Origin of the sequence: Paenibacillus sp. BR2-3, assembly GCF_046529485.1 — a bacterium.
Lineage (GTDB): Bacteria > Bacillota > Bacilli > Paenibacillales > Paenibacillaceae > Paenibacillus_AQ.
Window position 1 is genome coordinate 4,290,779 of sequence record NZ_CP126311.1, and the last position, 25,320, is coordinate 4,316,098.

21 protein-coding genes and 1 pseudogene are annotated in these 25,320 nt (G+C 50.2%); 9 read left to right on the forward strand and 13 right to left on the reverse strand.

Annotated features, from left to right (window positions below; genetic code table 11):
• Window positions 1-58 precede the first annotated feature (58 nt).
• Together PaeBR_RS20705 and PaeBR_RS20710 are read left to right on the forward strand one after the other, a co-directional pair.
• Window positions 59-226: a DUF1328 domain-containing protein gene (locus PaeBR_RS20705; RefSeq protein ID WP_036648256.1), complete on the forward strand. Its 168-nt coding sequence runs from the start codon at window positions 59-61 to the stop codon at window positions 224-226.
• Between the two features lie 262 nt (window positions 227-488).
• The gene (locus tag PaeBR_RS20710) at window positions 489-854 is read left to right on the forward strand and encodes a hypothetical protein (RefSeq protein ID WP_410512368.1); all 366 of its coding nucleotides are present in this window, start codon (window positions 489-491) and stop codon (window positions 852-854) included.
• 194 nt (window positions 855-1,048) lie between these two features.
• On the opposite strand, the gene PaeBR_RS20715 is transcribed toward PaeBR_RS20710, so the two are convergent.
• Entirely contained in the window at window positions 1,049-1,888 is an 840-nt protein-coding gene (locus tag PaeBR_RS20715) for a C40 family peptidase (RefSeq protein ID WP_410512369.1), read from the reverse strand.
• Window positions 1,889-2,103: 215 nt separating this feature from the next.
• Window positions 2,104-2,973: a cation diffusion facilitator family transporter gene (locus PaeBR_RS20720; RefSeq protein ID WP_410512370.1), complete on the reverse strand. Its 870-nt coding sequence runs from the start codon at window positions 2,971-2,973 to the stop codon at window positions 2,104-2,106.
• A gap of 99 nt (window positions 2,974-3,072) precedes the next feature.
• On the opposite strand from PaeBR_RS20720, the gene PaeBR_RS20725 reads away from it, so the two are divergent.
• A complete protein-coding gene (locus PaeBR_RS20725) occupies window positions 3,073-3,258 on the forward strand; it encodes a hypothetical protein (RefSeq protein WP_410512371.1) in 186 nt (61 codons plus the stop codon).
• 251 nt (window positions 3,259-3,509) lie between these two features.
• Here the strand turns inward: PaeBR_RS20725 and PaeBR_RS20730 are convergent, their stop codons facing one another.
• The gene (locus PaeBR_RS20730; RefSeq protein WP_410512372.1) at window positions 3,510-5,135 is read right to left on the reverse strand and encodes an ABC-F family ATP-binding cassette domain-containing protein; all 1,626 of its coding nucleotides are present in this window, start codon (window positions 5,133-5,135) and stop codon (window positions 3,510-3,512) included.
• A gap of 109 nt (window positions 5,136-5,244) precedes the next feature.
• Window positions 5,245-6,243 (reverse strand): annotated as a pseudogene (locus PaeBR_RS20735) (MBL fold metallo-hydrolase).
• A gap of 239 nt (window positions 6,244-6,482) precedes the next feature.
• Between PaeBR_RS20735 and PaeBR_RS20740 the strand changes: the two are divergent.
• Window positions 6,483-7,619 carry a conserved virulence factor C family protein gene (locus PaeBR_RS20740; RefSeq protein WP_410512373.1) on the forward strand — a complete coding sequence of 379 codons (1,137 nt, stop codon included), beginning with the start codon at window positions 6,483-6,485 and terminating at the stop codon, window positions 7,617-7,619.
• 206 nt (window positions 7,620-7,825) lie between these two features.
• Here the strand turns inward: PaeBR_RS20740 and PaeBR_RS20745 are convergent, their stop codons facing one another.
• The 3 genes from PaeBR_RS20745 to xylA all read right to left on the reverse strand — a co-directional run bounded on the left by PaeBR_RS20745 (window position 7,826) and on the right by xylA (window position 12,124).
• Window positions 7,826-8,965, reverse strand: coding sequence for a transglutaminase domain-containing protein (locus PaeBR_RS20745; protein WP_410512374.1), 1,140 nt, complete (start codon window positions 8,963-8,965; stop codon window positions 7,826-7,828).
• 287 nt (window positions 8,966-9,252) lie between these two features.
• Entirely contained in the window at window positions 9,253-10,749 is a 1,497-nt protein-coding gene (xylB, locus tag PaeBR_RS20750; RefSeq protein ID WP_410512375.1) for a xylulokinase, read from the reverse strand.
• Between the two features lie 58 nt (window positions 10,750-10,807).
• Window positions 10,808-12,124, reverse strand: coding sequence for a xylose isomerase (gene xylA, locus PaeBR_RS20755; protein ID WP_410512376.1), 1,317 nt, complete (start codon window positions 12,122-12,124; stop codon window positions 10,808-10,810).
• A gap of 224 nt (window positions 12,125-12,348) precedes the next feature.
• Here xylA and PaeBR_RS20760 point away from each other — a divergent pair, with 224 nt between their 5' ends.
• Complete coding sequence (locus PaeBR_RS20760) at window positions 12,349-13,509, forward strand: ROK family protein (protein ID WP_410512377.1); 1,161 nt, start codon at window positions 12,349-12,351, stop codon at window positions 13,507-13,509.
• 137 nt (window positions 13,510-13,646) lie between these two features.
• The gene (locus PaeBR_RS20765; protein WP_410512378.1) at window positions 13,647-13,847 is read left to right on the forward strand and encodes a hypothetical protein; all 201 of its coding nucleotides are present in this window, start codon (window positions 13,647-13,649) and stop codon (window positions 13,845-13,847) included.
• A gap of 74 nt (window positions 13,848-13,921) precedes the next feature.
• Here the strand turns inward: PaeBR_RS20765 and PaeBR_RS20770 are convergent, their stop codons facing one another.
• The 3 genes from PaeBR_RS20770 to PaeBR_RS20780 all read right to left on the reverse strand — a co-directional run bounded on the left by PaeBR_RS20770 (window position 13,922) and on the right by PaeBR_RS20780 (window position 17,315).
• Window positions 13,922-14,155 (reverse strand): glutaredoxin family protein, encoded by a 234-nt coding sequence (locus PaeBR_RS20770; RefSeq protein WP_410512379.1) that lies wholly within the window; start codon window positions 14,153-14,155, stop codon window positions 13,922-13,924.
• Window positions 14,156-14,241: 86 nt separating this feature from the next.
• Window positions 14,242-15,186, reverse strand: coding sequence for a thioredoxin-disulfide reductase (gene trxB / locus PaeBR_RS20775; RefSeq protein WP_410512380.1), 945 nt, complete (start codon window positions 15,184-15,186; stop codon window positions 14,242-14,244).
• Window positions 15,187-15,347: 161 nt separating this feature from the next.
• On the reverse strand, window positions 15,348-17,315 hold the full coding sequence (locus PaeBR_RS20780; protein ID WP_410512381.1) for a heavy metal translocating P-type ATPase: 1,968 nt from the start codon (window positions 17,313-17,315) through the stop codon (window positions 15,348-15,350).
• Window positions 17,316-18,364: 1,049 nt separating this feature from the next.
• Here PaeBR_RS20780 and PaeBR_RS20785 point away from each other — a divergent pair.
• The gene (locus tag PaeBR_RS20785) at window positions 18,365-19,564 is read left to right on the forward strand and encodes an IS4 family transposase (protein ID WP_410512382.1); all 1,200 of its coding nucleotides are present in this window, start codon (window positions 18,365-18,367) and stop codon (window positions 19,562-19,564) included.
• A gap of 685 nt (window positions 19,565-20,249) precedes the next feature.
• On the opposite strand, the gene PaeBR_RS20790 is transcribed toward PaeBR_RS20785, so the two are convergent.
• The 3 genes from PaeBR_RS20790 to deoC form a co-directional block, all read right to left on the reverse strand.
• Window positions 20,250-21,266 (reverse strand): hypothetical protein, encoded by a 1,017-nt coding sequence (locus PaeBR_RS20790; protein ID WP_410512383.1) that lies wholly within the window; start codon window positions 21,264-21,266, stop codon window positions 20,250-20,252.
• A 202-nt stretch (window positions 21,267-21,468) separates the two neighbouring features.
• A complete protein-coding gene (locus tag PaeBR_RS20795; protein WP_410512384.1) occupies window positions 21,469-22,761 on the reverse strand; it encodes a homocysteine synthase in 1,293 nt (430 codons plus the stop codon).
• 229 nt (window positions 22,762-22,990) lie between these two features.
• Window positions 22,991-23,668 (reverse strand): deoxyribose-phosphate aldolase, encoded by a 678-nt coding sequence (gene deoC, locus PaeBR_RS20800; RefSeq protein ID WP_410512385.1) that lies wholly within the window; start codon window positions 23,666-23,668, stop codon window positions 22,991-22,993.
• A 276-nt stretch (window positions 23,669-23,944) separates the two neighbouring features.
• Here deoC and PaeBR_RS20805 point away from each other — a divergent pair, with 276 nt between their 5' ends.
• The gene (locus tag PaeBR_RS20805; RefSeq protein WP_410512386.1) at window positions 23,945-24,286 is read left to right on the forward strand and encodes a hypothetical protein; all 342 of its coding nucleotides are present in this window, start codon (window positions 23,945-23,947) and stop codon (window positions 24,284-24,286) included.
• Window positions 24,287-24,297: 11 nt separating this feature from the next.
• The gene (locus tag PaeBR_RS20810) at window positions 24,298-25,290 is read left to right on the forward strand and encodes a ketoacyl-ACP synthase III (protein WP_410512387.1); all 993 of its coding nucleotides are present in this window, start codon (window positions 24,298-24,300) and stop codon (window positions 25,288-25,290) included.
• Window positions 25,291-25,320: the final 30 nt, after the last annotated feature.

The window sequence follows — 25,320 nt, forward strand, 5'->3', positions numbered from 1 at the left end:
GATTCCGAAGCCCCGTTTAAACTATGAATACATTCGACAAAGAAAGGGTGAACACAACATGCTGAAATGGTCAGTAATTTTACTCGTGATTGCCTTGATTGCCGGGATCTTTGGCTTCTTTAATCTTGTTGCTGCGGCGGCGGGAATCGCTAAAATTTTGTTCTATATCTTCCTGGTCTTGTTCGTCATCTCTCTCTTCACCGGACGCAGGGGCAGATCCATGTAGGAGTTCACACCTATAGAGATATAAATTAGAGATATAAATTAGAGATATAAAAAAGGTTAAATAACATAAGTCCGTGAGTCTCCTTCTAAAGGAGCTTACGGACTTATTTCATGTTCACCTCCCTTTGTATACCGGTTGTTATGGTTTTCCAAAAAATTTTGGCAGTCACTGGTTCATATGACTCCTTATATGTTTACTACTTTATTAGCAATCGGAGAACAAAGAAAATACAGCAGAAAAAAACCACTAGGAGGAATTTCAAATGAGGAAAATCACCAGTTTTGCAGTTGCTTTGGGACTCATGGCATCTATCGCAGCTTCAGCTTCAGCAGCAGAAGTAACAGGTACCGCAACCGTTACTGGAAGCACTTACAGCGATATGATATCGACGCCGATTATTTCTCAGGAGGACATTAAGCCTGCAACACCACAGATCATACTTACCAAAGTCACTGCATTCTACTTCCTCCCAGGCGGTTTTCGTGTAGCTTGGCTTGAGCCTCAAACATTAGATACGACGGGTCAAGTTTTTGTCGACAGCAAGGGTAATGAGTGGAGAGAGATTTATACATGGCTTGGAAAAGCATGGCTTAAAGTTCCCGCTTCCGCACTTGTCAAAACACCTTAAGACAAATCGCATAAAGTAGACAAAGGGGTTAGTCCAGCCAGGTTGTCAGCCTGCGGACTGGCCCTTTTATTCCTTTAAAAAAGCAGGAAGGGTTATCCCCCTGCAGAACATTCTGCCTGAAGGATAACCCCTTGGTATCACCCGTTATTGTTCACCCGTCACAAACGGGTACTACCCACTTCCAACCTGTATAATTAGCGGATGACTGAGCCTCCATAGAGGAATCGGTTCATCCAGGAAGCGCTCAATTTGTCCACCTTTACGCCGCCTGATGCAGCAGAGTAAGTATGCAGTATTTGTCCGTCACCCAGATAAATAGCAACATGTGTAATTCTTTGAGCGGATTTATTGATACCTGCATAAGCAGAGGCCGAGCTTCCTTTGTAGCTCATAAAGAACATCAGATCTCCACGTTTCAGGCCCGAAATATCCGTAACAGCTTTGCTGTTCTGCTTCACCCAATCCCCTTGCTGACGGGAATCTGCAGGCAGCTTCAAGTCTGCCGCATCCAGAAATATTTGCCTGATGAAATCGGAGCAGTCGAAGGTACTGGTATTGCTGCGGCTGGATCCGAACTCATAAGGAGTTCCAAGGTAGCCCATGCCGGCGGCAATCGCACTCTCAATCACATTCGATTGGGGTGGAGCTGCCGGAACTGGTGTTGGAACTGGAGCCGGTGCCGGAGTTCCGACGTTGTTGACTGTCGAAAGCAATATGTACTGGTCTGCAGAGCTGGTATAGCCAATAGCTCCATCTGCATTCTTGACCTTGTACCAGTAGCTGTTTGTTTTCTCCAGAATTACAACTTGTTCTCCCTTAGTTAAATAACTCAGCACTTTCCCATTTATAGATGGGGTGTCACGAAGACGAACGCTGGACTGAATGAGAGCGGTTTGTACGGCGGAAGCCGTAACCTGCGAACTGGAAGAGACAGATGCAGCGGCAACCGGCTGTGGGCTAATTCCGCCCAAAGATACGGCAAGTGCGGCCGAAATCAACAATGAGGCTGTAAGCTGCTTATGCAATTGGATCATACTGTTCCCCCGAATAGTATTATTGAAATCCAACAAAGGTGCGCGCTACGCTTGTTGCTTTCTGCCCTCATTATAGGCTTAGCGGGGAATGGGAACATGCTCCAAATTTCACAATTAAGTATTCCAATTCATGGTAACTGTACAGGTCTATAGTCTCGATTCCTCCTTTGAATTGTCAACACTTACATTTAAATGGGAATATCCAGTATTTCGCTTTATGTTTTGGGCTCCACATGAACGTGAACATTCATAATATTATGGAGCTCTTGCATCCGCTCTTCGATTGAATCGCTAATCATATGCCCCTCCATAATGGTGAGCTCTGCATCCACTTCAATCACAACATCCACCAGCACATGGTTTCCATGAACACGCGCCTTCAAATCCTTGATGCCTTCTACGCCGGCTGTCCGGGCGATGGTACTTCGCAAATCCATCAGCCTGTCCTCATCAAACCCATCCGTAAGACGATAGGTGGAATCACGGAATATATCCCAAGCCGTCTTGGAAATCAACAGCCCGACTGCAACAGCCGCTACGGAGTCAATCCACGGCAGTCCGAACTGCGCACCTGCAATACCTACTGCTGCTCCTATGCTGACCATGGCATCTGAGAAGTTATCTTTGGCGGCGGCCATAAGCGCACCGTTATTAATCTGTTTTGCAAGCCTCTTATTATATACATATACCCCAAGCATAGCCACGGCACACACCAGTGCCACACCCGCCGACCATAGCTGCGGCATGGATTTTTCTCCTTCAAAGAGAGACCGTACGGCCTCCACAATGACTTGAATCCCTACCACCGCCATGATAAAAGACGCCATTAACGCAGCCACGGTCTCTGCCCGAAAATGCCCGTATGCATGATCAGAGTCAGGCGGCTTCCGGGAAATTCGCAGGCCAATCAACACGGCTAAGGAAGCGACAATATCGGTAAGGTTATTAAAGCCGTCTGCCAGCAGGGCACTGGATGAAAACAGATAACCGCTGACGAGCTTGAAGCTGGAAAGGATCAAATAAGCCGCAATACTTACCCAGGCTCCCCGTTCACCCTTACGTATGTCTTCATAAATATCACCCAATTCCGGCCCCTCCTTTATTTCAATTATTCTTGCCCTTGTAGCCGCATTTAAAAACCATTAATATAATCTTATGGACTTGCTTCGAAGGAGGTTAACACAATGAGCGAAAGCAATGAAAAAAGCAAAATTAATTTGGCAGATGCCATCCGGCAAAAGCTGGAGCAGAAGAAACAGCAGTCTTCCTCCAAGCCCGGTTCATCCTTTCAGGCCGGTTCTGCAAAACCGCTAAAAAGCCAAAATAACAAAAAACCGAACAATCAGCGCCGCCGGACGGGCGGATCCTAATGAACCCTGCGTAAATGCAGCGTTATTAGAGCATAAACGGCTGCGTATTCCCTTCGGGAGGACGCAGCCGTTTTCTACAAGAAGAAACGGCTGCGCCGTCCTTATAGGGACGGCACCCGTTTCTCGGAGAAATATAAGGATAAAGTATAGAGTGAAACTTATACTTTATCCTTATATTTTTAAAAAAGCAGCAGCCTTTTCCCTGGGGATTTGGACTGCTGCTTCATTATATCCTCCCGGTAAAGGGGGAATTATACTTCTACAGGATACATGCTCTGGCGTATTTCCTTAATTTCAGGACTCTCCAGATACTCATCATAAGCCATGGAACGGTCGATTACACCCGTTGGCGTGATCTCGATAATACGGTTCGCAATCGTCTGGATAAACTGATGGTCATGGGAAGTGAACAGGATGGTGCCGTCGAAATCGATCAGCCCGTTATTAAGAGCGGTGATGGATTCCAGATCCAGGTGGTTCGTAGGCTCATCGAATACAAGTACGTTCGCGCCGTTCAGCATCATTTTGGCCAGCATACAGCGGACCTTCTCGCCACCGGACAGCACGCTTGCTTTCTTGAGCGCTTCTTCCCCGGCGAATAACATACGACCCAGGAAACCCCGCAGGAACGTTTCATCCTGATCCTTGGAGTACTGGCGCAGCCATTCCACAAGGTTCAAATCCACACCATCGAAATAGCTGGAGTTGTCTTTCGGGAAATAAGCTTGCGTCGTCGTTACGCCCCAGGCATATTCGCCGCCATCTGCTTCCTTCTCGCCCATAATTACATCAAACAATAACGATTTCGGCAGGGAGTTCGGGCCGACAAAGGCAATCTTGTCACCTTTATTGACCACAAAACTGATTTCATCCAGCACTTTCTCGCCTTCAACCGATTTGGAAAGTCCGCTGATGGTCAGCAGCTGCTTGCCGGCTTCCCGCTCTGGCTTAAAGTTCAGGAACGGGTATTTCCGGTTGGATGGACGAATGTCGTCCAAAGTAATTTTCTCCAGCTGTTTCTTACGTGAAGTTGCCTGTTTGGACTTGGAAGCATTGGCCGAGAAGCGCTGGATAAATGCCTGCAGCTCCTTGATCTTGTCTTCCTTCTTCTTGTTCGAGTCCCGCTGCAGGGCTTGCGCAAGCTGACTGGATTCATACCAAAAGTCATAGTTGCCGACGTACATCTGGATTTTGCCGAAATCAATATCTGCAATATGCGTACAGACCTTGTTCAGGAAGTGACGGTCATGGGATACGACGATAACGGTGCCTTCGTAATCCATGAGGAAGTTCTCCAGCCAGCCGATGGACTCCAAATCCAAATGGTTGGTAGGCTCATCCAGCAGCAGGTTATTCGGACGGCCGAACAACGCCTGTGCAAGCAATACCCGTACTTTCTCGTTGCCGCTGAGTTCGGCCATTTTTTTGTCATGCAGATCCCGAACAATCCCCAGACCGATTAGCATGGCTCCAGCATCCGGCTCAGCATCCCAGCCGTTCAGCTCGGCGAATTCACCTTCCAGCTCGCCCGCACGAAGCCCATCAGCTTCTGTGAAGTCGGCCTTGGCATACAGTGAATCCTTTTCTTTCATAATTTCATAGAGGCGCGCATGCCCCATAATAACAGTCTCAAGCACCGGGTACTCATCGTACTCGAAGTGATTCTGCTTCAAAACGGCAAGGCGTTCGCCGGGCGTGATATGAACATCACCGGTGTTCGCTTCAATCTCTCCGGATAAAATTTTCAAAAAGGTTGATTTCCCGGCGCCATTGGCACCGATCAGACCATAGCAGTTACCAGGTGTGAATTTTATATTTACATCCTCAAAAAGTGCGCGTTTTCCGTAGCGGAGTGTTACGCCGCTTGTGCTAATCATTAAGCATTACCATCCTTTTCACATAGGGTTTCGGCTCATTATAGCACAGAATCCTGCTAAATTGCCTGCTTAGTACGGCTTTTGTACCCTCTTTTTCATTCCAGCCGTCTTACTGCTCCGGCTTCCGGCTTTCGGGATGGACCACAAGAGTCTCTCCATATCTCAGAATCTTGATCCTTTCCGTTGCAATTCCATGCTGCTCCCTTGAGATTTCCAGCCTGTCCAGCGCTTCCCGGGCGGTATCATCGGCCAGCCTGAAGGTTCCGTAATGCATCGGAATCATCGTCTCCGCGCCCACATCAAGAAATGCCTGCACAGCCTCCTCAGGATTTACATGCTGTGAGGTCATGAACCACTCCGGCTCATAGGCTCCGATCGGCATAATGGCCACATGAAGCTTAAAACGCTCCCCAATTTCCTTAAATCCGGGAAAATAACCGCTGTCCCCCGCAAAATACAGGTTGGGAGGCAGCTTGCGCTTCTCTCCCCCTTCTCCCTGTCCCTCAGGATGCTGCTCCGGGTGCGCCGGCTCCAACACAAACCCTCCCCAATGCGAGGTGTTGGTATCAAACGGGGTACGCCGGGACCAGTGCTGGGTGGGGACGAAGGAGAGCTTGATTTTGCCTAAGGTAATCGACTCCCACCACTGCATTTCCACGCAGTTGCTGAATCCCTTGCGGAGCATTTTTCTCTTAAGGCCCACCGGCACAACGATCGTCGTTCCTAAGCGGTATAACTTCCGGATCGAGGGAATATGCAAATGGTCATAATGAGAATGGGATATCAGAATAAGATCCACTGCCGGAACCTCGCCAATTGGAATGCCCGGCATGCCCAATCTCCTCTCAAAGCCCAGTCTCTTCGCCCAAATGGGGTCGGTGATGATATTCATCCCTTCATATTGAAGAAAGAACGTGGAGTGCCCAATCTAGGTCACTGTCGTATCCAGCCGGTTCTGGGATAAGAAGGACAACTCCGGCTGGACGTTGGGCACGACGTAGGAATAGTCCTTCTTCTTTCTGCGGCGTTCGTCCCGCCACTGGCGGAATTCCTTGAGCGTTTTATCCGTGCTGACATTGTCGATGTTATTGTAACGTATTTTAGCCATATGGATTCTCTCCTTAAAAGGTTCGCCGGACAAACCCCGCTGCAAGCGAATATACTCTAACTATATTTATCGGCAGATCATTTTGCAAAATATCAGGGACTCAATACAAATTTTACCCATTCCTATCCGGGTTTAAGCGAAAAGGCTTGCTGTCCTCTTTTGTGTTCGGCACGGGATTTGATGTAAAATGCGGGTAATAACAGCGGTGCATCAACCGCTCAAGGGGGAGTTAATCGCGTATGAAGATTACTTTTATTGAACCGACTCCAAGCCCCAATACCATGAAGCTTCATCTGGACGAAAGCCTGGAGCCGAGAGTCCGTAGAACCTATACACCGGAAACTCAGCGGTCGGCCCCTTCCTGGGCCCAGGACATGCTGACAATTCCGGGTGTTACAAGCATTTTTCATGCGGCCGACTTCGCGGCGCTGGAACGGAAAGGAAACGCTGACTGGGCGGCTATCCTTAGAGAGGTTCAGTCCCGGTTCGGCGGCGAAACCGGCTTAACTGCCGATTGGAGCCTCACGGACGAGAATGCGGGAGCGCATTTCGGGGAAGCTGCGGTGTTCGTGCAGATGTTCCGCGGGATTCCGATCCAGATCCGCGTCAAGACAGGGGGGCATGAGGAGCGGATCGCCCTCTCCCCGCGCTTCACGCAGGCCGTGACGGATGTGGCCAGCGCCGTGATGATCAAAGAGCGCAAGCTCACCGATTACGGCGTGCGCTATGGCGAGCCCGCCGATATTGCGCGTGAGGTGGAGCAGGAGCTGGAGGCGGCGTATCCGCAGGAACGGCTCGACTCGCTGGTGCAGCAAGCCATCGCGCATGGAGCGAAGGGCGAGTTCGTGGAGCAGCGGCGGAAGCGGGAGCGAAGCGAGCTGCTGCTCGCCCTGCAGGATGCCGACTGGCGCGTGCGCTATGCCGCGCTGGAGGATCTGGCGCCAACGCCGGAGCTGCTTCCGCAGCTTCGCACGGCGCTGCACGACCCCAAGCTGCATATCCGCAGGCTTGCGGTCGTGTACCTTGGCGATCTGCGCACGTCTGAGGCGCTGGAGCTGCTATTCGAGGCGATGTCGGACAGCGCCCCCGCCGTACGGCGGACTGCGGGGGATACGTTATCCGACATCGGTGATCCAGCCGCAACGGCGGTAATGACCGCTGCGCTTGCCGACAGCAGCAAGCTTGTTCGCTGGCGGGCCGCACGCTTCCTGTATGAAGTCGGCACCGCGGAGGCACAGGACGCGCTGCGTGTTGCTGCAGAGGACCCCGAGTTCGAGGTCGGGCTGCAGGCGAAGATGGCACTGGAGCGCATAGCCTCCGGCGAAGAGGCAGCCGGAACCGTCTGGCAGCAAATGTCAGAACGCCGCCACAATTAACACCAACCTTCCATCAATTGTTATTGCTTGGCGGGACCACTTGATTTATACTATCTTCTATTGTGTTTATAAACGATGAAGTAAAGATAGCCTCATCATACCTACGATGAGGTAAGCTTCCTGATCAAAATAGGGGTGCCCCGTCAGCCATAGAAATGGCAGATGGGGCACCCTTCTTCTTTTTTAGCTGGACTTATCTGGCTGTTCTATTCCCAGGTTACATATACCTTGAGGTCCCCCGTATTGTCAAAAGCGGAGCTGCTATAGGATAAACGTTCGATTCCCAGTCCATAAAGCTTCTTCAGATCATTCTCCAGCAGCGTTTTGTTTCCCCGGTAACGGAAAAGGATCGAACGCTTCCCGGAGTCCGCTGCCTGTGCTGCCAATTTCGTTATTCCGGCTGCAGAGTTGATAACCTTGGCTTCATCATACAATTCGTAATTAAGCTGCTGCTGCAGCTTTTGATAGAAAGCAGTTTTGCCCCCGCCGCCCTTCACAAGCCCAGCCAGCGTCTCGTGATAGACCACCGATGCCGCCGGGTATGACTTGGTCCAGGTATGATTCGTGCGCATCTGATTATCTGTCCGTAAGTAGTATACCGTACTGACTGAACCGGCCCGATCTGGCGTCGGGTCATCCCAGGTTGTATCCAGATGATACCAGCGTCCATCCAGCTGAACCAGATTCCAGGCATGCGACTGGCTGCCTCCCCCTTCCGGTCTGGCCGTGCCTTCCACGATTTTATTGCTGATCCCGGCTTCCTTCAGCATTTTATAAGTCAAAAGCGAATACCCCTGGCATACGGCGCTGCCGCTCTGAAGCCCTTCATAAGCCGTGTATTTGCGGTACGAGGTATCGTATTTCAAATGAAGAACCACCCAGTCGTGAATAACCTTGACCTTCTCATGGCTGTTCATTCCCGGTTTAATAATCTCTTTCAGCGCAGCCTTTACTTCCCGGGAGACATAAGCCGTCTGCTGCAGGCTTTCGAGGTATTTAATCTCCACAGTTACTTTCGCTGATCGGCTGCTGCCCCGGTAAGAGAAGGCATAGCTGTCGACGATATAGCGCAGATAAGGGTCACTTTCCATTCCCCGGTCTATGGCTGCCTGTACTTGAGACTTCAAATTGGAAGTTGTGCCTTCAAAGGTAAACGATATAGTCTCCATACGTTTGTTCATCGCGCCGGTCAGCTTGCCGGCCATCTCATTCACAGTGTGCAACGCTGCCGGAGCTGCGGAAGCATAAGCATGATCCCAGCCCCAATACATCGTTGGAGGGATTGCAGCAGCGACCAGCACCCCGCCTAATATGGCTTTAACCAGCGTGAAGCGTTTTTTTATCATAAATGCCCCTTATCCTCCTGATGACTACAAAATAATACCCGGTGGGTCCCGGGCCACGAAGTCCTACTCTATATTAGATGCTTATATATACATTCCCAAAACCTCAATGTTAAAAATATTGCGATCATCACAGATTTGTTTCTAATAATAATATCGGCTCTTTCTGACTCTATATCAATAGATTTATTCCTTTAAATTTTTTTATTACTAAAAAAGACTGCCCCGCCAGTAAATTCACTCTACTGATAAGGCAGCCCTCTATACTATTTTAATATTACCTGTTCGCACTATTTACGGAAAGCTGCCAGCTTGCTATTCAACTCGCGTGTTGCCCCGTAAACTCCCTGATACAGGCTGAACAGCTCGTTATAGACCGCCGCCTGCTCCGGATTCGGTTGATAAAGTCCTGCAGATCGTATAAAGGCTTCCGCGCACTCTCCAAGGGAGGAGAACCAGCCGCTGCCAAAGGCGGCAAGCATTGCCGCTCCCATAGCCGGGCCTTGTTCACTCTCCAGCTTCACAATAGTTGCATTAAAAATGTCCGCCTGCATTTGCAGCCAGGTCTCATTCTTGGCACCGCCGCCGATCGCCACAATCTCGGTAATTTCCTTGCCGGACCCGCGTACGATATCAATGGACTCGCGCAGCGAGAAGGTAATTCCCTCCAGAACAGCACGGGCAAAATGGGACAGGGTATGCCCAGAATCCATACCGATGAAGCTGCCCCGGATGTCCGCATCAGGATGCGGCGTACGCTCGCCGACGATATACGGTGTAAAGAGCAATCCGCCGCTTCCGGCCGGGATGGCATCCATATCACCCAGCAATTCATCATAGCTTCTCTCGGCGGCAAAGGTTTCCTTAAACCAGGCCAGACTGTGTCCAGCCGCAAGGGTGACGCCCATAATGTAATAGGCATCCTTCTCGCCATGATTGAAGAAATGGACTTTACCCTCCAGATTCAAATCCTTATTGGTCTCATAGGAGAGAACAACACCGGATGTGCCAATGCTGCACATCGTGCGGCCTTCACCCAGTATGCCTGCACCAAGTGCGCCGCAAGCGTTATCCGCACCGCCTGCGAAAACTTTGGTTGTCGGCAGCAGGCCCGTGATTTCCGAAATCTCAGGCAATAATGTCCCGGTCAGCTCAAAGGACTCGACAAGTCTAGGACAGAGTGACAGCGGCAGGCCGAAGGCTTCTGCTATTTCAGCACTCCACTCCTTGGAGCCCACATCGAGCAAAAGCGTTCCTGCAGCATCGGAGTAATCCATAGCATAATCACCCGTCAGGCGATAGCGTACATAATCCTTGGGCAGCAAGAATTGATAAGCCTGGGACAACAGCTCGGGTTCATTCTCCTGCACCCAGAGAATCTTAGGCAGGGTGAAGCCTTCCAATGCACGGTTTCTGGCGATCTCCAGCAGCTTCGAACCGAGTGTACTCTCGATTCTGCGGCACTGGGCTGTAGTACGGGTATCGTTCCACAACATAGCCGGACGCAGTACTTTTCCTTCATCATCGACCAGTACAAGGCCGTGCATTTGCCCCGAGAAGCTGATTCCCTCGATGAGGGAAACGTCTATTCCCGTTCCTTCCATCAGGCGGCGAAGACTGGCAAGGGTTCCCTTTACCCAGTCTTCCGGATTCTGCTCGCTCCAGCCCGGCTCCGGTCTGCTCAGCGAATAGGATTCCGAATGCTCGCCAACCACCTGCCCGCTCTGATCCACCAGGACCGATTTCACTGCACTTGTGCCAAGATCAATACCGATTACATATTTCATAATAATCCTCCCCTAACCTTTCCAGTCCAGCCACGATGAAAGCTACCAGCGATTTCTACTATTCAGCCAGAATATATTGGTTCAAGGTTGCTTTCAGGAACTCTTGACGGCCGGATGGGTTCGGACGCGGATTCTCGTTGTTCAATGCATACTCAGCCAAAGAAGCCAGGGTAGCTTTGCCGGATACAATCTCGGCTCCGACGCCTTCTTTGAAGCTGCTGTAGCGGTTGTCGATGAAGTCCTCGAATACGCGGTCTTCGATCAGCTTGGCGGCAACTTTCAAGCCCTTGGCATAAGTGTCCATGCCGGCGATGTGTCCCAGGAACAGATCCTCAGGCTCGAAGGAAGGACGGCGTACTTTGGCGTCGAAGTTAATACCGCCACGGCCCAGGCCGCCATTCATCAATACTTCGTACAAGGTAAGTGTGGAATCGTAAAGGTTAACCGGGAATTCATCCGTATCCCAGCCCAGCAATGAATCGCCCTGGTTCGCGTCAAGCGATCCCAGCATGCCGTTGATGCGCGCTACACGAAGTTCATGCTCAAAAGTATGGCCTGCAAGCGTTGCATGGTTAGCTTCAAGGTTCAGCTTGAAGTGCTTGTCTAGGTTGTATTTCTGCAGGAATGAAATCGTTGTAGCCGCGTCGTAATCATATTGGTGTTTCGTTGGCTCTTTAGGTTTAGGCTCAATCAGGAATTGACCGTCAAAGCCAATTTCCTTGGCATAATCAACAGCCAGCGTGAACAGACGGGCGATGTTATCCAGCTCCAGTCCCAAATCGGTGTTAAGCAATGTTTCGTAGCCTTCGCGTCCGCCCCAGAATACATAGTTCTCTGCGCCGAGCTGTTTACCAACCTCCAGCCCCTTCTTCACTTGTGCAGCAGCATGAGCAAATACATCAGCATTGCAAGTGGAGCCTGCACCGTGCATATAGCGCGGGTTAGTGAACATGTTGGCGGTATTCCACAGCAGCTTCTTACCGGAAGTCTTCATGCCTTGGCCGATAAGATCCACAATCGTATCAATGTTGCTGTAAAATTCACGCAAGCTGGCGCCTTCAGGTGCGATGTCCACATCGTGGAAGCAGAAGTAAGGCAGGTTCATTTTATCTAAAAATTCAAAAGCCGCCTCAACGCGGGCCTTCGCTTTATCCAGGCCAGTCAGGTGATTCCAGCCGCGAACCGCAGTTTCTGCGCCGAACGGATCCGAACCGCCGGCAGTCAATGTATGCCAGTAAGCCATAGCAAAGCGCAGGTGCTCCTCCATCGATTTGCCGGCTACGATTTCTACCGGGTTGTAAAATTTAAATGAATAGGGGTTTGTGGAGCGGCTTCCCTCATAAGAAATCTTGCCTACTGTATCAAAATAAGCCATTATAAATCCTCCTCATCATTGTGCTTCGCCCGCAAGCGTTTACAAGATCAGTTTAACACATCTATCTGACTTTGTATATTGGATAAACAAAGTTTTTTTGGGCTCTGATTTTAGAGTCAGCCTGAAGTGTTCACAGCTCACCCTGTTGCAATTTAAGGAACATGCCTCTAGACTAAGTGGCGTACCGTGATCAATGAGAACGCTATCAGAAGGAAGTGTTAATCGTGAAAGTAACCGGTGACCAGGCACTGGTCAAAAAAATAAATAAATCCATCGTCCTCCATACGATTCGGAAGCACTCCCCTCTCTCCCGCGCAAGAGTATCGGAAATGACCGGGCTTAATAAAGCTACCGTATCCAATCTTGTAGCAGAACTGTGCCAGCAAGAACTGGTTACGGAGGCCGGACCCGGAGAATCCAGCGGCGGCCGCAAGCCGCTTATCCTGCATTTTAATGCGATGGCGGGCACTGTGATTGGCATGGAGCTGCGAGTGAAACAGTTGACGGCTGTACTCTGCGATCTCGGCGGCAATATGCTGGGAGAGAAGGATGTCTCCCTGGAGCACCATGATCTGCCTTACGTTCTTGATGAAATACACAAGATCATAACCTCCCTGATGGCTATGGCTCCTGTCACTCCTAATGGAATTGTGGGCATTGGCGTCGGTGTACCGGGCATGGTCGATGAGAATGGCGTAGTGCTGTTCGCACCCAACCTGGGCTGGGAAATGGTCGATCTTCGGGGACTGCTTACGTCCTCCTTCTCCGTTCCCGTCACCATCGATAATGAGGCGAATGCCGGGGCTCAGGGCGAACTGAACTTTGGTGCAGCGCGCGATGTCCGCCACCTCCTGTACGTAAGTGCAGGGTCTGGTATTGGTTCCGGCATTATTATTGGCGGGGAATTGTACAAAGGAGCACGGGGGTATGCCGGGGAGACCGGGCATATGACCATAGAGGCGAATGGCAAACCCTGCAGCTGCGGCAGCCGCGGCTGTTGGGAATTATATGCCTCGGAGAAAACCTATGATAATCCGGGAATTGAACTCCCCGCGCGTACCACGCCAGAGCTTGTTCGCTATGCGGCGCTTGGGGAGGAAGACACGCTACGCCATTTTGGCAAAATGGGAGAATCTCTGGGCATCGGAGTCACGAACCTGATCAACAGCTTCAATCCGGAGGTTATTGTCATTGGCGGAGCGCTATCGGAGGCTGAGGAATGGCTTGGAGAACCCCTGCGGAGAGTAGTCGCCGAGCGTACGCTTCCCTACCACAAACAGCAGCTGGAGATCACGTTCTCCAAGCTGGGCAGCCGCGGAACCATGATTGGAGCGGGTTTTTCGGCGGTAATGAATTTTCTCGGCCATACCCGTGTAACTTTGTAATGATAACAATTGACGTAAATTCGCCCTATTTAAAGGCGCTTCAGGTGCAGAAATAGGGCTTTCAATACTCTATAATGAAGGTTATACCAGCGTGATATTTGTCACTATGAGTTTGTATTGAAATGGAGCGAGAGTCCATGACCTATGTTGATACGTCTGATATTTCCGCGCAAATGTTCATCACCGTCCTGCTATTCCTGCTCATTATCGCGCCTCTCATCAGCCTTGGCGTGCTGCGTCTGTTCCAGTCCAAAAAGAAATCAGGCTTTATGCTGATCGGTTCCGGCATCACCGTATACGTGATCTTTCAAATCAGTACGTTGTTTATACAATCCTAGGGTAGAACGCCAAACAGCAGGTTTCCTATATGACGGAAACCTGCTGTTTTTTTATTCCCTGTAATTTCAACTTATTAAGCAGTCGCCAAAGCCTTGTCGAACTGGGTCTTGTTCATGCCTACGATTTTGAACTCGCCGATTACGGTTACAGGCACCGCTCTCATCCCCATATCCCACACCTGCTGTGCAAAGTCATCATTCTGCTCGATGTTGCGTTCCTCGTAGGATACGCCCTTCTCACTCAGGAAGCTCTTCACCTGACGGCAATGCGGGCAATTGGTTGAAGTGTACACAATTACTTTCTCCATAGTTTGATTTCCTCCTAAATTTTATATGCGGAGTTTCCGCTCTAGTGTATCTATTATTGTAGCACCGGGGTGCTTTTAGTACAAAATTACAGAATGACTGCGCTGTGCTCCAGACTCTCGATATATTTCTCAGCATCCATAGCCGCCATGCATCCGCTGCCTGCTGCAGTAATAGCCTGTCTGTAACGGGTATCCTGCACGTCGCCGCAAGCGAATACGCCCGGAATATTCGTCTCCGAGGTGCCCGGATTGGTTACGATATAGCCATTGGCATCCGTAGTAATCTGGCCGCCGAGGAATGAAGTATTAGGATGGTGACCAATCGCCACGAACACGCCGCTGGCTTCAATCCACTCTTCCTGACCTGTCTCATTATTAAGCACCTTCAATCCGTTCACACCGCCATTGTCGCCTGAAGTCACTTCCAGCGGAGTACGGTTCAAACCCCAGGATACTTTAGCGATATCGCGGACGCGATCCTGCATGATTTTGGAGGCCCGCAGTTCGCCGCGTCTGTGAACGAGTGTAACCTTTGAAGCAAAACGGGTCAGGAAACCCGCTTCCTCAAGCGCCGAGTCACCGCCTCCGACAACCACGATCTCTTTACCGCGGAAGAAAAAGCCGTCACAAGTCGCGCAGGTGCTGACACCGCGTCCGACATTATCCTGCTCACCGGGAATACCCAGGTATTTCGCCGTAGCGCCCGTGGAAATAATCAGGGTATCTGTCGTAAGCACGCCCATTCCTTCAACATTCAGCTTGAACGGACGTCCCCCCATCTCCACACTGTTCACCCAGCCCGTACGGAATTCCGCACCGAACCGTTCCGCCTGCTTCCGCATATTGTCCATCAGGTCGGGACCCATAATTCCTTCAGGAAATCCCGGGAAATTCTCAACCTCCGTCGTAGTGGTCAACTGGCCTCCCGGCTGGGGTCCTTCGATAACCAAAGGGTTCAAATTGGCGCGGGCCAAATAGATAGCAGCAGTCAATCCGGCGGGACCGGTACCTATTATAATTGATTTATACATGACTGTATCCTCCTTGAGCTGGACGGCAGTAGCGTCAGTTCTTATTTAAAATGATTATAATGTAGTACTTATTATGATAAAAGAAATCGAATATGTCAATATGCCAGACTCACCGGTCCCGGACTATTTTGTGAACAATTCAATTTTTGTAAATTAAAATTTTAACGCAGCAGCCTCAATCCGTTCAGAATAACCAAAATCGTACTGCCTTCATGACCTACGACGCCAATAGGGAGCGGGATGCCCTGCAGGAAGTTGCTTAAAATCAGCACCGTGATGACACCTGCCGCAAAAATCATATTTTGCTTCACAATTTTTTGGGTACGGCGGGCAAGCGATATGGTGGCAGCGATCTCCTCGATGTTGTCGTTCATAAGCACTACATCAGCAATCTCCAGCGCAGCGCCGCTGCCCTTCATTCCCATCCCCATACCTACAGTAGCCGTTGCCAGGGCAGGCGCATCATTCACCCCGTCACCTACCATGACTACATGCCCATACTGCTCTCGCAGCGTTTTGATATGCATGACCTTATCCTCGGGCAGCAGGTCGGAATAGACAAGATCGACCCCTGTTTTACCGGCAATTACTGATGCAGTGGCAGCACGATCTCCAGTCAGCATGGCCACCTTAATCCCAAGCCTCTGCAGTTTCCGCACCGCCGCTTCTGCCTGTGGACGCACAGTATCCTGAAGCGCAATCATTCCCGCGATTCTTTCGCCCTCTAAAATTATAGATACCGTCTTGCCCTCACCTTCCAGCTGCTGACGCAGTGTCCTCCAATACTCCAAGCCAGCGTCCGGCGCTTGAATGGTTTGAGTATCGAGTATATTGGTTTTGCCGATCCGCCATTGCCGCCCGTCTATTTGGCCTTCAATCCCCCAGCCAGTCAATGATTTGGTCTCCTGTACGCCCCGCAGCACCAGATATTCATCTTCGGCCTTGCGCACAATAGCTTCCGCCAGCGGGTGACGCGACATATTCTCAATTGAGGCGCAAATCGCGAGCAGCTCATCCCGGTCGTATTCCCCGCCTGCAATGAAATCGGTGACCTGCGGTGACCCCTCGGTGAGCGTTCCGGTCTTATCGAAGGCGACAACAGAGGTCCGGGCCATATTCTCCAGATGCACGCCACCTTTGAATAAAATACCTCTGCGTGCGCTTTTGGATATCGCGGACAGCATCGCCGGCATGATGGATGAGCAAAGAGCGCATGGGGAGGCAACGACGAGAAACACCATCGCTTTGTAAAACGTTGTGCTCCAGCTCCAGTCGAGCAGAAGCGGAGGCAGCAGGATAAGCGCCAGCGTTGATGCCACTACAACCCGTGCATAAATCGCCTCAAGACGTTTGATAAAACGCTGCGATTCCGGGACTTCCTTTTCCGCCTCTTCAACCATTTTGATAATTTTGGCGAACAGTGTGTTCTCTGCCGATTTGGTGACTTCAATATAAAGAGGACCTTCACCATTTACAGTACCTGCAAATACCTCATGGCCTGCTGATTTATCAACTGGGACCGACTCACCCGTAATGGAGGCCTGGTCAACCGACGACTCGCCGCGGCATACTTTGCCGTCTGCCGGAATCAGTTCACCGGGACGCACAAGCAGCAAGTCTCCAATGGCCAATTGATCGATATCCACTTCATTCATAGTCCCCTTCTCTATACGCAGCGCCGTTGCCGGCTTAAGCGCCATGAGCGAGGATATATCCTTTTTGCTACGCTCCATTGTGTAGCTCTCCAGAGCCCCGCTCAAGGCAAATATAAAGATCAGCGTCGCGCCCTCATTCCAATAGCCAATGGATGCAGCTCCCAGAGCAGCGGCAATCATAAGCAGGTTCACATCGAGATCCCGTTCTTTGATCAGGGTATCTACGCCCTCCTTCGCCTTCATCCATCCTCCAAGGGCATAGGATAACACATAGAGCAGAACCGATAATATTTCCGACCAGCCTCCTACCGCCCAGGCTATAAGCATCAGGACCCCGCTGCCGAGAGCAGCTTGCATTTCGGAGTTGCTTAGCACAGCCTGCAGATCAAACTTGCGGCGGTTCGGGGACTGCGGCTGTTTCGCGCTCTTAGCGAACGTCTTGGGATTAGGCATGCTTTTGGATGTTGCTTGCATAATAAATCACCTTCCTGAAAAAGAGTTGTGGAGCACAGGCCCCCGATACTGCCTAAAGGTCAAACTGGACTCAGCGACAAGGGCTAATTGAGAATGAGAGCCATTATTATGGCCCTTAATATGACACATGCTGCCCCGGCTACGCCGGGACAGCATGATAGATGTAAATGTTTATCAGACGGTAAATAGTTAATCAGACGGTAAATAGTTAATCAGACGGTAAATAGTTAATCAGACGGTAAATGAGAATGAGAATCATTGTTGTGATTACGCAACTATATTTCCTTAGTGCAACTATGTTTATAATATACCACGCTCAACGGAAATGTAAACGGATGGATGAGCCTATTTTTATGAAAGCGCTATAATTTATCCCATTATCCAAAGCATCTCCTATTTCATTATTCGCCCCCTTCTTGAATAATGAAGAAAGGCACTGCCAGAGCATATCTTGCTTTTCCGATTTTAACCGGTTAACGGATATTAAAAAATAAAGGGCACTTCACACATGTCAAAAGGTGTGGAGTGCCCTTTATTGAAATTCGAGACACAAAACAGGAATCCGGCTACTGCTGCAAGTTTTTTGTATAAAAAGTTTAAATTAACAGGAAATATTCCATCTAATAAGCCCGTAGTGGGGGGTGTTACGTCTCCATTAAGGGGAGAAATTCCCCTTAATTCACATCGTGGGAGTGTTACGGCTCCATTAAGAGGAGAAATTCCCCTTAATTCACATCGTGAGAGTGTTACGGCTCCATTAAGAGGAGAAATTCCCCTTAATTCACATCGTGAGAGTGTTACGGCTCCATTAAGAGGAGAAATTCCCCTTAATTCACATCGTGAGAGTGTTACGGCTCCATTAAGAGGACAAATTCCCCTTAATTCACATCGTGAGAGTGTTACGGCTCCATTAAGAGGACAAATTCCACTAGCGTTGCATAAAAGCTGACATTAACCGAATCGTATAAACGAACTGGCGAGAAATAGAAAAATCCCCTATTGTAAAAGGGTAGGCACGTTGTCCATATCCCCTTACAAAGGAGACTCACATGGATAACGTTAGCGTAAATTCGGTCGTTCGTCAATTCTTATCTTTACTTCCGGTCAACGTTCTGGATCGGACCTTGTTCGATCACTACAGCAAAAAGCTCACCGTCATGAAAGCCGTCTTTATTTTTGTCGTCGCTCAGATGAACCGATGGTCTTCCTATAGCGAAATCGAAGCTCATATTCGTGCACAACCCGAGCTGCAGCGCCTGTTCCATCTCGACAGCATCAGTGGCTCCCAGTTGTCCCGTTCCTTGGATCGTCTGCCCACCGAGCTGCCCGAGTGGATCTTTCAGCAACTTGCCCAGCGCGCCAAACGACGGACGGCAACGCTGGGTGGGATCTCCAAAACCATCTGGAAACTGAGCATCGTGGATGCCTCCAGTATTTCGTTGCCATTTGGCCTTGGGGATTGGGCGCGGGTGTCCCGCAAAGCCAGCAGCGTGAAGATGCACCTGCGTCTCGTGGCCGCATCGCCAGATACCGTCTTTCCCGATGCCATGGTACCCACCTCCGGCAATGTCGGGGACCGGGCCTGTGCCCTTCATCTCGTCATCCCATCCGACACCACTTATGTAATGGACCGGGGCTACGATGACTACAAAAAGATGGAGGCATGGAGCACGGATGGGATTCGGTTTGTGATGCGTCTGAGAGATCGGGCATTCACTACTGTTTTGGAGGAATCTCCCGTGGAGGCCGAGGGCCGAATCCTCCGGGATACCAAGGTTCAAATGGGCAGTGCCTTTCGTGACGACAAGCAAACGCTACGGCTCATTGAATTCACGGATGAGCAGGGACGTCGCTACCGGCTCGTCACTTCGATCTGGGATTTGTCGGCTGAGGACATCGCACAGATCTACAAAAGCCGCTGGCTGGTGGAGTTGTTTTTCAAATGGATCAAGCAGCACTTGTCGACGGTGCATGTGCACAGCTATAAGCCGCAGGCGATCTGGAACCAGTTGTTTCTGGTCTTGATCACAGCACTTCTGGTTCAAGAGGTGCAAGCCTCTTTTGCCACCAGACATACGCCTAGGCAACTGCTCAAAGTGATGCGGGTCTATCTCTATCTGCCGTGGTCTTCCTTGGAACAAGAGGTGCTACGACCGCGCAGAGCCTCCAAAGGAAAACCGCCGGGAGCCAGGCAAAAGCCCAAGATCTTACGAACAACGGTGGGTGAACTTCGGCCGAGCAAAAAGTAATTCACACACAAAATATGGATTAAATTTACAACTGTTGACCTACATGTATATCCCCCTTACCTTTTAGCTTCTAAGACGAAAAACGAGATGTAAAAATATTCTTTTAAATCCAATAATATCGATATCTCAATCTTATGTCAGGGTTATTGCAACGCTAGTGGACAAATTCCCCTTAATTCACATCGTGAGAGTGTTACGGCTCCATTAAGAGGACAAATTCCCCTTAATTCATATAGTGAGAGTGTTTTTTTCTCTCATGAACAAGCTCAATTACAGGGAGAAATTCCATCTAAATATTAGGAAAGGCCTTCTACTTCTGGTAAACACAAAATTGTGGATTCAACGCCTTCTTTAGCCCACTTTCAGCTAAATAAGTGCTCTTCTGTCCGCCTAATACGAAATCGGGGGTATTTCACGGGTAGTGTCTCCTGGGTCCGCCAACAATCCCGTAATTTGAACTTATGAATTCCCTTTGCAAGATATTTAAAATTAAAACCGTTTTATTCAACTAAGATAGTATGATAACAGTTTTCACATGTCAATCAGCTGTAAGCAATCCCTGCCAGCCAACCTCTTGGGTTCAAATCATCTTGGTAAAAGTCTCCAATGAGGAAGAGCCCGATCCCTGTATAGGATCAGGCTTTTATAGGATAGGGCTGCTATTCATATTGTTTCTTATACGGAGTCAGGCACGATATCCCCGCACTTGTGTTACACCGCCGGCAGGCTCAACGGTTTCATGCCGGGCCATCCAGGTCAGGCAGGCCGCTCTCAGCAGCGCCTCGGTCCGCTGATCGGCGCTGCAGAAGATCCCGTTCAGGCCGATCAGGTACAGATCGGCCAATGCCGCCACCGCCGGTGCCCCGGCGGCGAGTACCACCGCCGCCGGCTTGACGCGCCGCACGGCGGCCAGGATCTGCCCCGCCGCCAGGGCAAAGCCCTCCGCGGCGGCATCGTGCTCCGGCGCGGGCCCGCCCGCCGCGCCGTCCAGCACCAGGAAATCGGCGATGCGCCCGATTTCCTCGGCGGCGTGAACGGCATCGGGCGCGATGAGCGCCCCGATGCGGCACGCCGCCGCGTAAGCGTGGCCGAGAGTCTGCTCGGCCACGGTCTCCACGAATTCGCGCATCGCCGCGAATTCGGCCCCGCTGGCGGGATACGGCGCCAGCAGGTCCACCCGGCTGTCGCTGCCCTGCAGATGCCGCTCCCCAAGGGCAGTGAACAGCGCTTCAAGCTGTACATCCTGAAGCGCTGCCAGCCTGGATGGCTGCCGGGAAAGCTCATCCGTGAAGGGAAGCGTGACGGCAACCCAGCTGCCGTCCGATGATTCCAGGAGGCCTGCAGCTGCGGAACGCAGCATATAGTAAATACGCTGCAGGCCCCGGTCAGCCTCCGATCCGTCTTCACTGTTGATCCAGGTATTATAAAGCGCAGCAAGCTCCGGTCTCAGCAGCCATTCCTCACTCCGTACAAGGCAAGGTCCCACCGCAGCCGATCCCCCTGCTGCAGCTGTGCGGCGGTCATCTCCCCCTTCACGCAGAACCAGGAATGCCGGCTGGTTATCGGTGCGGCTGAAATAGGTCCGGTTAAATCGTCCTGCCATTTCCCGGCTTATCCCATACCCGTCCTGCTCACCAGCGCTATACTTCAACGGGCGCTCTTCATTATTTCGAAAACCATCCTGCTGACGTTCACCCTTCATCTTCTGCACCCACCCTTTTCGGCTTTGGATTACTGCCGGCTTCATGTTTACTTCACTTATAAATACGGGGTATGCATTAGATTTATGCAAGCGGTATCGAAACAGCCCGAGGGTGTTTCATCCACTATAAAATATATATAGCCAAAAGACACCTGCACCTCGGGATCGTTCCCTGGGCAGGTGCCTTATATGACTGGGTTACCTATTGCTGACTTGCTGCTATGGCCTGCTCCAGATCATGCAAAATATCCTCGATAAACTCGGTACCAACCGACAAGCGCACCAATTCCGGGGTTACCCCCGCGGAAAGCTGCTCTTCATCCGAAAGCTGTTGATGCGTAGTGCTCGCCGGATGGATGATAAGCGACTTGGAATCACCTACATTCGCCAGATGGGAGAACAGCTTCACACTCTCAATCAGCTTTCGGCCTGCCCCGCTCCCGCCCTTGATCCCAAAGGTGAGAATGGCTCCCTGTCCTTTCGGCAGGTATTTCTGCGCCAGTTCATAGGAAGGATGGCTCTGGAGGCCTGAATAGCTTACCCATTCGATAGCATCATGGGCTTCCAGGTAATTTGCAACCTTCAGTGCATTCTGACTATGGCGTTCCAAACGCAGATGCAGGGTCTCCAGACCTTGAAGCAGCAGCCAGGAGTTAAACGGCGATATCGCAGCACCCAAATCACGCAGCAATTGCACACGGGCTTTAATGATATAAGCTATGGGTCCTACTGCCTCGGTATACACTACTCCATGATAGCTTGGGTCCGGCTCGGTCAGACCGGGGAACCTGCCGCTAGCCTTCCAGTCGAACTTCCCGCCGTCCACAATAATGCCGCCTATGGAGGTGCCGTGTCCGCCGATGAACTTGGTCGCGGAATGCACCACAATGTCTGCTCCGTGCTCAATCGGGCGAAGCAAGTAAGGGCTTGGAAATGTATTATCAACAATAAGCGGAATTCCGTGCTCATGGGCGATTGCAGCTACAGCTTCAATATCCAGCACATTGCCCTGGGGGTTGCCGATGGTTTCAGCATACAGCGCCTTGGTCTTATCGGTAATGGCCGTGCGGAAGTTCTCCGGGTTATCGGAATCCACAAAATGAACCTTAACCCCGAGCTTGGGCAGTGTTGTAGAAAACAGGTTATATGTACCGCCATAAAGACTTGCCGCCGAAACAATTTCATCACCCGCACCGGCGATATTCAGAATGGAAAAGGAAATCGCTGCCATCCCGGAAGCTGTCGCAAGTGCGCCCGCTCCACCTTCAAGGGCGGCAAGCCGCTGCTCGAATACATCCGTGGTCGGATTCATCAGACGTGTATAAATGTTGCCGAATTCCTTAAGTCCAAACAGATTCGCTGCATGCTCCGTGTCACGGAATCCATAAGAGGTTGTCTGATATAACGGGACAGCGCGTGCAAAGGTTGAAGAATCAATCTCCTGGCCCGCATGGACGGTCAAGGTATCAAACGACAGCTTGCGTTCTTCTGACATAGGTATTTCCTCCCTTATAATGAGAAATAGAAAACTTTAACAATCATGAATTTTCCCTATTCTCTCACAGATGATGGCATTTGGAAAGACTAAATTCTTATTATTCCGGTGAGAATTATTATATTTAATTAAATCTTGATATTAAAGCGCTTACATATAAGTGATGAAGACAGCGGCAAGGCAGAAGTTCTCTGCACATGCCGCTGCTAATTATCCTGCTAAACCCGGATTAATAACCGGATTCGTTCTGTTCACCCTTGGCAATAGCAACGCCACCGCTCGTTCCAATCCGGGTGGCTCCGGCTCCGACCATAACGAGCGCATCCTCTGCACTGCGTACGCCTCCTGAAGCTTTAACACCAATATCCGGACCGACCGTTGCCCGCATAAGTGTGATATCCTCCTTCGTGGCGCCGCCTGTAGAGAAGCCTGTCGATGTCTTTACAAAATCAGCCCCGGCCTCAACAGAAAGCTGGCAGGCACGAATTTTCTCTTCCTCCGTAAGCAGGCTGGTCTCAATGATCACCTTGGTCAGCGCTTTTCCGCGGGCCGCATCTACAACTGCGGCAATATCGCGACTAACCCACTCATTGTCGCCACCCTTTAGCGCCCCGATGTTGATCACCATATCCACCTCGCCCGCACCGTTTGCGATTGCATTGGTTGTCTCGAAGGCTTTGGTTTCCGGCGTGGAGGCGCCCAGCGGAAAACCGATAACTGTACATACCTTAACCTCAGGCGTGTCCTTCAGTACTTCATGAGCAACAGAAACCCATGCCGGATTGACGCAAACCGAGGCAAATTTATATTGTTTGGCCTCCTCCGCCAATTTAATAATATCTTCTTTGCGTGCATCCGCTTTAAGCAGCGTATGATCAATAATTCGGGATAACGTATTTTCACTCATTCGTATTCCTCCATGAAATTGGATAGTTTGATTCTTACACTTTGTAATCATACCAATAGAAGCCCTCTTTGCAAAGCCAGGGATGCGCAGCATCCCGAGTTAATCCATTTCTTATTCAGCAAATGATGGATAGGCCTCCCTAATCAATTAGTATTAAATTAAATTGGTTATATAAGCCAAATTACCCTTCTCAAACTAGAAAATATAGGTATAATGAATCTCGTATGTTTCGACATATTCTTTTTATTTCAAAATATTGGAGGAGATTATTAGCAAATGGGAAATTTTAGTTTTACACCAAACTCTGCGACATCCACACTTAAGGTTAGGGTAGAGGGTGCCATGTCACAAGAAGATGCCGGCCGTTTCATTCAGGAGTATAACGAACACGTAAGCAAGTTTGACCCTGCTAAATACGATATCATTCTGGATTGCACAGGGCTGAACGTTTCTTCCCCTGATGTGCTCCCGATGCTGGAGCAATGCTACATTATGTATAAAAATTCCGGCTTCAAAAAGGTCGTATTCACCATTGCCAAGAACCCTGTCCTAAAGATGCAGCTGGGTCGTGTTGCCCGTGCTACAAAGCTTGAAAATTACGAAATTGTAGAAGTTTAGGAGGCCTGCACTTGGACCATATTACGATTCGCCAAGCCGCTTATTACCATCCGGAACGTGTCGTGGATAATGATTATTACCTGAACCATTTTAAGAGCATGGGCAAGGACATTGAACGATTTTTGCAAGTAATGGGTCGGGAACGGAGATATATTGCGGACGGCGAAGAGGAGAATGCACTTACGATGGGTCTGAAGGCAGCTCAAAAGGTACTGCTGGAGGCCGGCTTAACTGGAGAAGATATGGATATGATCGTATTCGCTTCCCAGACACCGGAATATACTTATCCCACCAACGCTCTCCTGCTGCACCATAAGCTTCAAGGCAAACACCGTACCATTACGATGGATTCCAATGCCAATTGCGCCGGAATGGTTACAGCCGTGGAGCAAACAAGCCGTTATATGCAATCCAACCCCCATGTCCGGTACGCGCTCGTTGTCGGATGCGATCATAGCTCCATTCATTGCAATCCCGAGGACGAGATTACTTACCCTAACTTCGGAGATGCCGCAGCGGCGGTCATTCTGGAACGCACCACGGAAAATACGGGGTTTATTGATTCCTTATATTACATAGACTCGGAAGGCAGCGGAAATATTATGTTCCCGGCCTGCGGACTATCGAATATTTACAGTGAAGATATTACTCCAGAGCAAATCCGCATACGCTGGATACCTTTTGACGGTACGGTGTGCGTGGATGCAGCAGTCAATGATATTCAAGAGCTTCTGGCTCGCTACGGACTGACTGTTAATGATATTTCAGCTTTCTGCCTGTCACAATTTTCACTTAAAAATATTGAACTGATTCAGAACGGCCTTGCAGCATCACAAGACAAATTCATTTATGTTGGCGACGAATTCGGCTATACAGGTACAAGCAGTCCTTTTATCGCCTTTCAGCGCGGTATTGAGGATGGACGCATTAAAAGAGGTGACTATGTGTTTTTCTGGTCAGTAGGCGCGGGATGGCAGATTCCGACGATGCTTTTCAGATACTGATTATAGCATTAATCTATACCGAAAAGGCCT